Annotated in this window: 10 protein-coding genes and 1 tRNA gene; 3 read left to right on the plus strand and 8 right to left on the minus strand. The window is 69.8% G+C overall.

Annotated features, from left to right (window positions below; translation table 11 throughout):
* Nucleotides 1-3: 3 nt before the first annotated feature.
* The gene (locus ACIQ1J_RS12255; RefSeq protein WP_403556474.1) at nucleotides 4-2142 is read left to right on the plus strand and encodes a DEAD/DEAH box helicase; all 2139 of its coding nucleotides are present in this window, start codon (nucleotides 4-6) and stop codon (nucleotides 2140-2142) included.
* Nucleotides 2143-2168: 26 nt separating this feature from the next.
* On the opposite strand, the gene pth is transcribed toward ACIQ1J_RS12255, so the two are convergent.
* The 6 genes from pth to ACIQ1J_RS12285 form a co-directional block, all read right to left on the minus strand.
* The gene (gene pth / locus ACIQ1J_RS12260) at nucleotides 2169-2765 is read right to left on the minus strand and encodes an aminoacyl-tRNA hydrolase (protein WP_403556476.1); all 597 of its coding nucleotides are present in this window, start codon (nucleotides 2763-2765) and stop codon (nucleotides 2169-2171) included.
* Nucleotides 2766-2874: 109 nt separating this feature from the next.
* Nucleotides 2875-3465 (minus strand): 50S ribosomal protein L25/general stress protein Ctc, encoded by a 591-nt coding sequence (locus ACIQ1J_RS12265; RefSeq protein WP_210963419.1) that lies wholly within the window; start codon nucleotides 3463-3465, stop codon nucleotides 2875-2877.
* A gap of 199 nt (nucleotides 3466-3664) precedes the next feature.
* Nucleotides 3665-4639 (minus strand): ribose-phosphate diphosphokinase, encoded by a 975-nt coding sequence (locus ACIQ1J_RS12270; RefSeq protein WP_121747477.1) that lies wholly within the window; start codon nucleotides 4637-4639, stop codon nucleotides 3665-3667.
* A 133-nt stretch (nucleotides 4640-4772) separates the two neighbouring features.
* Entirely contained in the window at nucleotides 4773-6221 is a 1449-nt protein-coding gene (gene glmU / locus ACIQ1J_RS12275; protein ID WP_210963420.1) for a bifunctional UDP-N-acetylglucosamine diphosphorylase/glucosamine-1-phosphate N-acetyltransferase GlmU, read from the minus strand.
* Between the two features lie 135 nt (nucleotides 6222-6356).
* A tRNA-Gln gene (locus ACIQ1J_RS12280) sits at nucleotides 6357-6429 on the minus strand.
* Nucleotides 6430-6443: 14 nt separating this feature from the next.
* On the minus strand, nucleotides 6444-7304 hold the full coding sequence (locus ACIQ1J_RS12285; RefSeq protein WP_403556479.1) for a hypothetical protein: 861 nt from the start codon (nucleotides 7302-7304) through the stop codon (nucleotides 6444-6446).
* A gap of 135 nt (nucleotides 7305-7439) precedes the next feature.
* On the opposite strand from ACIQ1J_RS12285, the gene ACIQ1J_RS12290 reads away from it, so the two are divergent.
* Nucleotides 7440-8753, plus strand: coding sequence for a sensor histidine kinase (locus ACIQ1J_RS12290; RefSeq protein WP_403556481.1), 1314 nt, complete (start codon nucleotides 7440-7442; stop codon nucleotides 8751-8753).
* A 156-nt stretch (nucleotides 8754-8909) separates the two neighbouring features.
* Here the strand turns inward: ACIQ1J_RS12290 and ACIQ1J_RS12295 are convergent, their stop codons facing one another.
* Together ACIQ1J_RS12295 and ACIQ1J_RS12300 are read right to left on the minus strand one after the other, a co-directional pair.
* Nucleotides 8910-9404 carry an SUKH-3 domain-containing protein gene (locus tag ACIQ1J_RS12295; protein ID WP_210963422.1) on the minus strand — a complete coding sequence of 165 codons (495 nt, stop codon included), beginning with the start codon at nucleotides 9402-9404 and terminating at the stop codon, nucleotides 8910-8912.
* A gap of 103 nt (nucleotides 9405-9507) precedes the next feature.
* A complete protein-coding gene (locus ACIQ1J_RS12300; protein ID WP_403556483.1) occupies nucleotides 9508-10038 on the minus strand; it encodes a YwqJ-related putative deaminase in 531 nt (176 codons plus the stop codon).
* Nucleotides 10039-10327: 289 nt separating this feature from the next.
* Here ACIQ1J_RS12300 and ACIQ1J_RS12305 point away from each other — a divergent pair, with 289 nt between their 5' ends.
* On the plus strand, nucleotides 10328-11353 hold the full coding sequence (locus ACIQ1J_RS12305) for an SMI1/KNR4 family protein (RefSeq protein ID WP_403556485.1): 1026 nt from the start codon (nucleotides 10328-10330) through the stop codon (nucleotides 11351-11353).
* Nucleotides 11354-11357: the final 4 nt, after the last annotated feature.

The following is an 11357-nucleotide window of genomic DNA, read 5'->3' on the forward strand; positions in this document are numbered from 1 at the left end:
CCCGTGAACTCCGGAGACATCCCGGGCTCGGTCGACCGGCTCCACCCCATCGTCCTGCACCACATCGCCAACACTCTCGGCTGGCCCGATCTGCGCCCCCTGCAGAAGGCCGCCGTCCATCCGCTCATGGACGGCACGGACGCGCTGCTTCTCGCGCCCACCGCCGGCGGCAAAACCGAAGCTGCGGCCTTCCCGCTGCTGTCGAAGATGGCCGAGGCACGGTGGACGGGGACCTCGATCCTCTACGTGTGTCCGCTCAAAGCACTGCTCAATAACCTGCTGCCGCGCTTGGAGAGTTACACCTCATGGCTCGGACGTTCCACGGCCCTCTGGCACGGCGACGTCTCACAGTCCCGGCGCAAACGCATTCTGTGGGAGCGGCCCGACATCCTGCTGACCACGCCGGAGTCGCTGGAAGCAATGCTGGTCAGCGTAAATGTCGATCACCGCGCCTTCTTCTCGAGGCTGCGAGCGGTCGTCGTGGACGAGGTCCACGCTTTCGCAGGCGACGACCGGGGCTGGCACCTCCTTGCCGTGCTGGAACGCCTGGAAAGGATTGCCGACCGCCCGGTGCAGCGGATCGGCCTCTCCGCGACCGTGGGCAATCCTCCGCAGCTCCTGTCCTGGCTGCAGGGCTCCGGTGCCGGGAAACGACCCTCACAGGTGGTCGACGTCAGCAGCCTCGCACCGATGGCCGGCCTCCCGCCGTCCGGAGACATCCAGCTCGACTACGTGGGTTCCCTGGAGAACGCCGCCACCGTCATCGCCTCACTCCACCGAGGAGAGAAACGCCTGGTCTTCTGCGAGACCCGGCGGGACGTCGAGAAGCTCGGCGAGTGCCTGCGTGCCAAAGGCGTGACCACGTTTCTCTCGCACGCCTCCCTCGCGGTCGACGAGCGCCGACGCGCCGAGGAAGCGTTCAGCGAGGCACGCGACTGCGTCATCGTCTCCACCAGCACCCTCGAACTCGGCATCGACGTGGGTGACCTCGACCGCGTCGTCCAGATCGACGCCCCGCCCACCGTGGCGTCCTTCCTCCAGCGCCTGGGCCGAACCGGCAGACGGCCGGGAACCACCCGCAACTGTCTCTTCCTCACCCTCGACACAGATGGCCTGCTCGCCGCCGCGGCCCTGCTCCTGCAGTGGTCACGGGGCTGGGTCGAACCAGTGGTGGCCCCACCCGAGCCCCGGCACATCGCCGCCCAGCAGGTACTCGCCCTCTGCCTGCAGGAGAACACCGTCGGGGAACACCTCTGGCAGGAATGGTGGGGCGGGCTGGGGCCCTTCGGCCCCCCGGCCGAACCGATCGTGAAGCACCTGATCGACGAGGGCTACCTCGAACGCGACGGCGGCATGCTGTTCATCGGCCCCGAAGCGGAGCAGCGTTTCGGCTACCGACACTTCATGGACCTCACGGCGGTGTTCACGGCCGCGCCGGAGTTCACCGTGCTCTTCGGCCGCAAGGAGATCGGATCGACCGATCCCGCCCTGCTGACCGAGAAAGTGGCAGGCCCTCGACGCCTCCTGCTGGCGGGACGCAGCTGGCAGGTCGCCTACATCGACTGGTCCAGGCGCCGGTGCTTCGTCGAACCCGTGGAGAGTGGTGGCAAGGCACGGTGGGCCGGAGCGGGCTTCGCCCGGGGCGCCTCGTACGAGATCACACGCGGCGTACGCGAAGTCCTGCTCGGTACCGATCCGCCCGTGACGCTGACACGGCGCGCCCACGACGCCCTGGCCGCCGCCCGCGAGAACGCTGTCGAACGCGTGCATCCGGGCGGAACCGTCGTCGTCCGTGGCGGTCGCGACACCGGCGTGCGCTGGTGGACCTGGGCCGGGCAGAGGGCGAACGCCACTCTTGCGGCCACCCTTAGCGAGATCGCCGACCCCCTTCAGTACCCCACGGACGCCTGCATCCGCCTCCGGGAGGACCTGACGGTCACCGAGTGGCAGCAAGCCAGGGCCCGGGCAGCGGAGCAGCTCAGCCTGCCTTCCGTCGACCCGCGGGCGTTGCGGGGACTGAAGTTCAGCGCTGCCCTGCCGGAACGCCTTGCCACGGCCACGCTGGCCGCTCGCCTGGCGGATCCGGGCAGGGCCGCATCGGTTCTCGGGGAGCCCGCCCGGCTCTTGACCTTGCGTCTCTGAACGCAGGGGCCTGCAGGGCAGACCCTTCAGGAGTTGTACGCGCTCTGCGCCCGCTCCAGCCCCTCGATCACCAGAGCCTCGACCGCGTCCGTCGCCCGGTCCACGAAGTAGTCCAGCTCCTTGCGCTCCGTCGACGAGAAGTCCCGCAGCACGAAATCCGCCACCGGCATCCGCCCCGGCGGCCGCCCGATTCCGAACCGCACCCGGTGGTAGTCCGACCCGAGCGCCTTGGTGATCGACTTCAGCCCGTTGTGGCCGTTGTCGCCGCCGCCCAGCTTCAGCCGCAGTACGCCGTAGTCGATGTCCAACTCGTCGTGGACCGCCACGATGTTGCCGACCGGCACCTTGTAGAAGTCCCGCAGCGCCGTCACCGGCCCGCCCGACACGTTCATGAACGACATCGGCTTCGCCAGGATCACCCGCCGGCCGGCCGGCCCGGGCGGCCCGATCCGCCCCTCGACCACCTGCGCCTGCGCCTTGCCGTGCCGCTTGAACCGTGCCCCGATCCGCTCCGCCAGCAGATCCGCCACCATGAAACCGACGTTGTGCCGGTTCGAGGCGTACTCGGGGCCCGGATTGCCGAGACCGGCCACCAGCCAGGGCGCATCCGCGTCCGTCGTCACGTCCCTGTCTCCTTCGTATCCCTCATACCAGTCCGCCCCGTCCACACATACGCGTCGGCCGCTGCCCCGCACGGGAACAGCGGCCGACGAAAGAAGACCGTAGCGAGGATCAGGCCTCGGCGGCCTCTTCGCCCTCACCCTCGGCGGGGGCTTCCTCGGCCTGCGCGGCCAGAACCTGGAGGACGACCGTGTCCTCGTCGACGGCCAGCTTGGTGCCGGCCGGGAGCGGGATGTCCTTGGCCAGGATGGAGGCGCCGGCCTCCAGGCCCTCGACGGAGACGGTGACCGACTCCGGAATGTGCGTCGCCTCGGCCTCGACCGGCAGCGCGTTCAGCACGTGCTCCAGCAGGTTGCCGCCCGGGGCCAGCTCGCCCTCGGTCTGCACGTAGATCTCGACGCTGACCGTCTCGCCACGCTGCACCAGCTGCAGGTCGACGTGCTCCAGGAAGCCCTTGATCGGGTCACGCTGCACGGACTTCGGGATCGCCAGCTCGTTGGTCTTGCCGTCGATGTCCAGCGCGATCAGGACGTTCGGCGTGCGCAGCGCCATCAGCAGGTCGTGACCCGGAAGCGTCAGGTGCAGCGGGTCCGAACCGTGACCGTACAGAACACCCGGAACCTTGTCGTCACGGCGGATGCGGCGCGCCGCACCCTTGCCGAACTCGCTGCGCGTCGTGGCGGTGAGCTTGACCTCAGACATGATCACTCCTCGTAGAAAGCAGAACGGACGTGGTCACCCGGCCACGAACGGCCTGCTACGAAGAGCGCGTCGATAACGGACCGCCGTACCCACACCTCCGAAGAGACGAGTACGGCCTCCCTCGCCGAGCAACTTCAGCAGTCTACTCGGAGAGGAAGGCCGTACCCAAAACGATCAGGGTGGACGCCCTGCAGAACGGTTACTGCTCGTCGAACAGACTCGTCACCGAACCGTCCTCGAACACCTCACGCACGGCACGCGCGATCGTCGGCGCGATCGACAGCACCGTGATCTTGTCCAGCTCCAGCTCGTGCGGCGTCGGCAGCGTGTCCGTGAACACGAACTCACTCACCTTCGAGTTCTTCAGCCGGTCCGCCGCCGGACCCGACAGCACACCGTGCGTCGCCGTCACGATGACGTCCTCCGCACCGTGCGCGAACAGCGCGTCCGCCGCGGCGCAGATCGTGCCACCGGTGTCGATCATGTCGTCGACCAGGACACAGATCCGGCCCTTCACGTCACCGACGACCTCGTGCACCGTGACCTGGTTCGCCACGTCCTTGTCCCGCCGCTTGTGCACGATCGCCAGCGGCGCGCCCAGACGGTCGCACCAGCGGTCCGCCACCCGCACCCGGCCGGCGTCCGGCGAGACCACCGTCAGCTTCGAGCGGTCCACCTTCGCACCCACGTAGTCCGCCAGCAGCGGCAGCGCGAACAGGTGGTCCACCGGACCGTCGAAGAAGCCCTGGATCTGGTCCGTGTGCAGATCCACGGCCAGAATCCGGTCCGCACCCGCGGTCTTCATCAGGTCCGCGATCAGACGCGCCGAAATCGGTTCACGCCCCCGGTGCTTCTTGTCCTGCCGCGCGTAACCGTAGAACGGCACGATGACGGTGATGGAGCGGGCCGACGCGCGCTTCAACGCGTCGATCATGATCAGCTGCTCCATGACCCACTTGTTGATCGGGGCCGTGTGGCTCTGGATCAGGAAACAGTCCGCACCACGCGCCGACTCCTGATAACGCACGTAGATCTCGCCGTTTGCGAAGTCGAAGGCCTTCGTCGGGACGACCCCGATACCCAGCTGGTGGGCGATCTCCTCGGCAAGCTCGGGGTGGGCGCGGCCGGAGAAGAACATCAGCTTCTTCTCGCCGGTCGTCTTGATCCCGGTCACAGCACTGTCTCCTCAGAGGTTTCGCAGCTGAGCGTCACAGGCGCTCTCCCGACTGGCCGCGGGGGCGTCTCAGCTGGTGGGGTGCGGGTGTGCACCTATCACGGTACGCCGTGTTCGACGCGCCGCTTTCCGGTCAGCCTTCGCCGCCGGCCTCCCGGGACACCGCCTCGGCCGCCTTCGCCGCCGCGCTCCCCGGACGCTTACGAGCCACCCAACCCTCGATATTCCGCTGCTGGCCACGGGCCACGGCCAGCGAACCGGGCGGCACGTCCTTCGTGATCACCGAGCCGGCGGCGGTGTAGGCACCGTCCCCGACCGTGACAGGAGCCACAAACATGTTGTCCGAACCCGTCTTGCAGTGCGAGCCGACGGTCGTGTGGTGCTTGCTCTCCCCGTCGTAGTTCACGAAGACGCTCGCCGCGCCGATGTTCGTGTACTCGCCGATCGTCGCGTCACCCACGTAGGAGAGGTGCGGGACCTTGGTGCCCTCGCCGATCGAGGAGTTCTTCGTCTCCACGTACGTACCGATCTTGGCCTTCAGGCCGAGCCGGGTGCCGGGCCGCAGATACGCGAACGGACCCACCGTCGCCTCCGGACCGACCACAGCGCCGAGGGCGACCGTGTTGTCCACGCGGGCGCCCGCACCGACACGGGTGTCCGTGAGGCGGGAGTTCGGCCCGACCTCGCAGCCCTCGGCGAGGTGCGTGGAGCCCTCCAGCTGCGTACCCGGGTGGACGACGACGTCCCGCTCGAAGGTCACCGTCACGTCGACCCACGTCGTCGCCGGGTCGACGACGGTCGCACCGGCCAGCATGGCCCGCGTCAGCAACCGGTCGTTCAGGGCCCGGCGGGCCTCGGCGAGCTGCACGCGGTTGTTGATCCCCGCGATCTCCCGGTGGTCACCGGCCACGGACGCGCCGACCCGGTGACCGGCCTCGCGCAGGATGCCGAGGACGTCGGTGAGGTACTCCTCGCCCTGGCTGTTGTCCGTCCGCACCTTCCCGAGCGCGTCGGCGAGCAGCTGCCCGTCGAAGGCGAAGACGCCCGAGTTGATCTCGCGGATCGCCCGCTGCGACTCCGAGGCGTCCTTGTGCTCCACGATCGCCGTGACGGCACCGGAGGCCCCGTCCCGCACGATCCGGCCGTACCCCGTCGCGTCCGGCACCTCGGCCGTCAGCACGGTGACGGCGTTCCCGTCGGCGGTGTGGGTGGCGGCGAGGTTCCGGAGCGTCTCGCCGGTGAGGAGGGGGGTGTCGCCGCAGACCACGACCACGGTCCCGTCGACGGCACCGCCCAGCGCCTCCAGGCCCATCCGCACCGCGTGCCCGGTGCCGTTCTGCTGCTCCTGCACGGCGGTGCGTACGTCGGGGGCGACCTCGGCGAGGTGCGCGGTGACCTTCTCGCGGGCGTGCCCGACGACGGCGACCAGGTTCTCGGGGTCCAGCTCACCGGCGGCGGCGAGCACGTGTCCGACGAGGGACCGGCCGCACAGCTCGTGCAGGACCTTGGGGGTGGCCGACTTCATACGGGTGCCCTCACCCGCTGCGAGAACGACGACGGCTGCCGGGCGAATGGCGCTCACGGGATGCCCTTCGGCTTTGGGGTGGGGGTGGACGTCCGCAGGATACCGGGGCGGTTCGTGGGGGACATGAGTGCGGGCCCTGACGGTGGCTTTCGCCGACAGTCAGGGCCCGAACCCAGGCGTTGTGCGCTGTAGCTCCCCCGCAAGGATTCGAACCTTGTCCTGCTGGTACCAAAAACCAGTGTGCTGCCAGTTACACCACGGGGGACAGCGCATCAGACCTTACCGGAGTCGCATCTGCGCGGAAGTCACGATGCCGCTCCACCAGCCTTCGATGCGGTTGTACAGATCGGCGCCCTTGGCGACTCCCACGACCAAACATCCTCGATAGCTGTCGCCGGTGTTCTTCCGGACGGTCTTGGGGTTGTGCCGCTTGAGGGTGGGCTTGGCGAACGCCGAGACAGCGATTCCGGCAATACCCGCCCAGTGCTCGTGGGCTGCCGTGACGTCCGCCGATTCGTGGATGAGGATCCGGTAGGTGAGACGGTCGCGGCTCACGCCAAGCAGGTCGAGCCAGGCCAGGTAGACCTCGATTACTCCCGGGTCACTGTTCACGAAGACGACCCGCTCGCGTCGGTCATACGGTTTGCTCTTGGAGCCCTCGGCCCAGTAGAGGGCCACGCCGGCCAGGAACAGCTCCCTGTCGCCGAGGTCGCTGGCTTCTTGTTTGGCCGCGGCCCGCACACCCTCGCGCTCCGAGGCCTGCGCCTCGCGCAGGCGCGTGAGGCCGGCGTTCATGCGGGCCCTTTGTTCTTCCGGGGTGTATCGAGGTTCGGGTTTCGGAAGGTCCCGCACCCACAGCGACACCGAACTCCTGGAGCAGCCCAACTCGACCTCGATCCGGTCGTACGTCCATCCCTGGAGGCGCAGTTCGCGCGCCTTGGCCTTGACGTCGTCCTTTGCGTTTGGGCGCTTGGTCCACTCCGGCGGCGGCTCGCCCTTCACCAGCCGGCTGAGGATGTCGTTGTTGAAGACCTTCAGCTCGTCGCGGATCTGCCGGAGGCTGTAGCCGGCCCGCCGCAGCGCCACCGCCCGCTCCCGCAGCCCCTCGAAGTCGGCGTACTTGTTCGGTGAATGTGCCATGGGCATACCGTCCGGCCGGAATCCTCGCCTCCGGAGCCGAACGGTTTGGGGTTCACCAGTTCGAGGGATATCGCGTCCTATCGTTTGTCGAAAGTCACCGGAAATGGGGCGCCCGCCGCCCGTAGGCTGGAGGGCATGACCACGACGGGGGAAGACCACGTAGCGGCCCGGGGTGGGCCTTGGTGGTGGGACAGGCGGCGCGGTGCGGTACTCGATGTGAGCCTCGGTGCCGTGTCCGCGTTGGAGTGCGCGGTGGAGGGGGTCCCGTTCGCGCGGGACGCCGGGATTCCGATGGCGGCGGGGGTCGTCTTCGGCTTGCTGGCCGGTTCGGTGCTGGTGGTGCGGAGGAAGTGGCCGCTCGCGGTCGTGCTGGTGGGGATCGCCGTCACGCCGGCCGAGATGGGCTTTCTGCTGGGCGTCGTCGGCCTGTACACGCTGGCGGCGTCGGAGTTGCCGCGGCGGATCATCGCGTCGCTGGCCGGGATGTCGTTCCTGGGCATGCTGATCGTGACGTTCGTGCGCCTGCGGCAGGACATGGCGGCGGACGGCGTGGATTTCGGGGACTGGTTCCTTCCGTTCGCGTCGCTCGGTACGTCCCTGGGGATGACCGCTCCGCCGCTGCTGCTGGGCATGTACGTGGGGGCGCGGCGCCGGTTGATGGAGAGTTTGCGGGAGCGGGCGGACAGTCTGGAGCGGGAGCTTCAGTTGCTCGCCGAGCGTGCGGAGGAGCGCGCGCAGTGGGCGCGCAACGAGGAGCGCACGCGGATCGCGCGGGAGATGCACGACGTGGTCGCGCACCGGGTGAGTCTGATGGTGGTGCATGCCGCAGCGCTTCAGGCCGTGGCTCGGAAGGACCCCGAGAAGGCGGTGAAGAACGCCGCGCTGGTGGGGGACATGGGGCGGCAGGCGTTGACGGAGCTGCGGGAGATGCTCGGGGTGCTGCGCAGCGGCGGGGACGGTGGGCGTGCCGAGCGGGCTTCGGTGCCGTTGGCGGCGGTGGGGGTGGCCGCGGCGGCGGCGGCCTCGCGGGCCGCGGACGGCGGTGAGGGGTCCGTCGACGGACCGACTCTGTCCGAGTTGGACGAGTTGATCGGGCAGTCGGAGGCGGCCGGGATGGTCGTGAACCTGTCCGTGGAGGGGGAGGGGCGTTCGTACGCGGCGGAGGTGGAGTCGACGGCGTTCCGGGTGGTGCAGGAGGCCCTGACCAACGTCCACAAGCACGCGGCGGGCGCGAAGACGTATGTGCGGCTGGCGCACCGGGCGTCGGAGGTCGCGATGCAGGTGGAGAACGAGCCGCCGCCGGACGAGTCGTCCTCGGCGCGGTTGCCGTCCGGGGGCAACGGGCTGGTCGGGATGAAGGAACGGGTGACCGCCCTGGGCGGCGTGTTCGTGTCGGGGCCGACCGACGCGGGGGGTTTCCGGGTGTCGGCGGTGATTCCGGCGTCGTAGCCGGGAGGCCGGCCGCGGCGTCTGTCGGTCCGCGCCCGTGGTCCGTGCCTGCTGGTCTGTGCCTGTCGGCCCGTGCCTGCCGGTCTGTGCCTGTCGGCCCGTGCCTGCCGGTCTGTGCCTGTCGGCCCGTGGTGGTCTTCAGCTCGCGGTGGCCTGTCAGCCCGTGGTGAGGCGGGTCGGCTGCGCGCCGGAGACGAGGGTGGCGAGGGCCTGGTCGATGTCGGGGCCGAGGTACCAGTCGCCGGTGTGGTCGAGGGCGTAGACGCGGCCTTCGGTGTCGATGGCGATGAGGGCCTGGCTGTCGGTCTCGGTGCCGAGGGGGCAGGTCCGGGTGTCGAGGGCGCGGCCGAGGTCACCGAGAGTGCGGGCCATGTGGAGGCCGTGCAGGGGGTCCAGGTGCAGGGTGGCGGGGGCGATCTGGCGGCCGGGGCCGGCGGGGGCGATGTGCAGGCCGCCGAATTCGGCCCAGGCCTCGACCGCGGCGGGGAAGACGGTGTGCCGGTGCCCGGCGGGTGAGGTGTGCTCCCGCAGGGCGTCGGCCCAGATCTCGGCCTGCTTGATGTCCCAGCGTCCGGGCTGCCAGCCGGCGTCGCGCAGGGCGGCGTCGACGGGGACGGGGAAGCGGGTGGTGGAGGTGCGGTCGGCTTGCATCTGCCCTTGGTTCGTCTAGGTCTAGGTCTGGGTCTGGGTCTGGGGCTGCGTCTGGGGCGGTCGGTGACGCGCGGGCGGGGTGCCCGCGTCGGTCGCCGGTGTGTCAGGCGCCGCTCGCGGTGGGGTCGACGATGCGGACGCCGAAGTGCGCGCTGAGGGCTGTGCAGGCGCGGCACGGGGCGGCGAAGCTGCCGTGCAGGGGGTCGCCGTCCTCGCGGATGCGGCGGGTGGTGAGCTTGGCGTGCTTGAGTGCCTTGCGGGCTTCGCCGTTGGTCATGGGTTTTCGTGCCGCGCGTTTGCTGCGGGTGGCGTCCGCGGTGGCCAGGTGCCGTGAGATGAGGATGGTTTCGGCGCAGCGGCCGGTGTAACGGTCGCGTTGGCCACTGGTGAGGGTGTCGAGGAAGTCCTGTACGAGGTGGTGCAGGGCGGGCGGCGTGTCGGCGCGGGTGGCGGTGCCCGTGAGCGTGGTGCCGCGTACCGAGAGTGCGGCGGCGACGGTGGGGAGTATGCCGTCGCGGCGGTGCTGGAGGGCGGGGGCGTGCAGGGCCTCGGTGGCGCTCCAGCCGATGCGGGGGTCGCCGCCGCGGGGGTCCTCCGACCGCCCGGTGTGAGGTCCCGCCTGTGTCGCACTCATGATCATCTTCCCCTCCTGAGCATCCCCCCGAAGGTCACAGAGTGCCAAATCCCGTGGCTGCTGCGGAAGCTGGGGCGTGGTGACACGCCCGGGTATGGGCGTTCCGTCACGACGAGGTGACGGCAGGTCACAGAAGCGGAGGGGTGGGTGTCGGGTGCGGGGTCCGGTGCCGGTGACCGGTCCTGTCGTACCGCATAGGCTGTCGGCACCGCGATCGCGTGCGGTGACCGGACAGTGCAGACAGATCAGACAGACGCAGATCAGACAGACGCCGCAGGGGGCAACCGCCATGACGACAGGTCGGCTCGGGCTGGGGGCGCCTCCCGGCCGCCAGGACGGGGGACACGCCGCGCCGCCGAACGCGGCCTATGCCGGGCAGGTCGTACATTTCCCGGATCCGGTGCGGGCGGCACGTCACCCGAGAGGGGTACGGGTCGACGAGGGCGGTTACCCCGTCTTCTCGCCGTACGCCCGCGCGATCGCGGAGATCGCGGACCCGCCGGAGGGCTTCGGGGTCGACGAGCTGCGGTTGACGGACTACGTGTCGGCGAACGCCGCGCTGTCGGCGTCGGGGCACGAGCTGTGGGACACGGTGCCGGCGGTGGCGACGCCGCACGGCTGGACGTGGCACCACGTGGCCGGGTCGCGACGGATGGAGCTTGTCCCGGTCGAGGTGAAGGCGCTGCTGCGCCACCACGGCGGGATCGCCACGGCGGCGGTGGACCAGGGCAGGCGCGGGACGCGGCCGTTGCAGGAGACGCGTCCGGCGCACTTCGGTCTGCCGAAGTCGGATGTCGCCGTGTCGGAGCAGCAGGTGCTGGGCGTCGAGGAGGACCTCGGGTACCGGCTGCCGGGCGCCTACCGATCGTTCCTGAAGGCGGCGGGCGGCTGCGCGCCGGTGGGTACGGCGCTCGACGCGGAGTTGGGGCTGCTGGTCGACCAGCCGTTCTTCACGGTGCGTGAGGAGGCGGCGGTCAACGACCTCGTCTACGTCAACAAGTGTCTGCGGGACCACCTGACCAAGGACTACCTGGGCGTCGCGTTCGTCCAGGGCGGTCTGCTCGCCGTGAAGGTGAAGGGCGACCGGATCGGTTCGGTGTGGTTCTGCGCCTATGACGATGTGCGGGACGTGGACCCCTCGACGCCGCCGGCGGATCGTGTGGAGCGGTTGCTGCTGCCGTGCGGTGAGGACTTCGACGTGTTCCTGTCGCGGCTGGCGGGGTCCCCGCAGGAGCTGGAGACGGTGGCGAACCTGATGGTGGACGGCGGTTTCGCGCGCGCGGTGCCCGTGGCGTCGGCGTCTGTAGGGGAGTGAGCTG

It is taken from the genome of Streptomyces sp. NPDC097107 (genome assembly GCF_044762405.1).
Taxonomy (GTDB): domain Bacteria; phylum Actinomycetota; class Actinomycetes; order Streptomycetales; family Streptomycetaceae; genus Streptomyces; species Streptomyces thinghirensis.

Bases quoted from the DNA above. Each gene is read 5' to 3' on its own strand.
- ACIQ1J_RS12295 (WP_210963422.1), bottom strand. From the start codon at position 9,404: ATGCAAGCCGACCGCACCTCCACCACCCGCTTCCCCGTCCCCGTCGAC.
- ACIQ1J_RS12290 (WP_403556481.1), top strand. From the start codon at position 7,440: ATGACCACGACGGGGGAAGACCACGTAGCGGCCCGGGGTGGGCCTTGG.
- ACIQ1J_RS12285 (WP_403556479.1), bottom strand. From the start codon at position 7,304: ATGGCACATTCACCGAACAAGTACGCCGACTTCGAGGGGCTGCGGGAG.
- ACIQ1J_RS12265 (WP_210963419.1), bottom strand. From the start codon at position 3,465: ATGTCTGAGGTCAAGCTCACCGCCACGACGCGCAGCGAGTTCGGCAAG.
- ACIQ1J_RS12300 (WP_403556483.1), bottom strand. From the start codon at position 10,038: ATGAGTGCGACACAGGCGGGACCTCACACCGGGCGGTCGGAGGACCCC.
- ACIQ1J_RS12305 (WP_403556485.1), top strand. From the start codon at position 10,328: ATGACGACAGGTCGGCTCGGGCTGGGGGCGCCTCCCGGCCGCCAGGAC.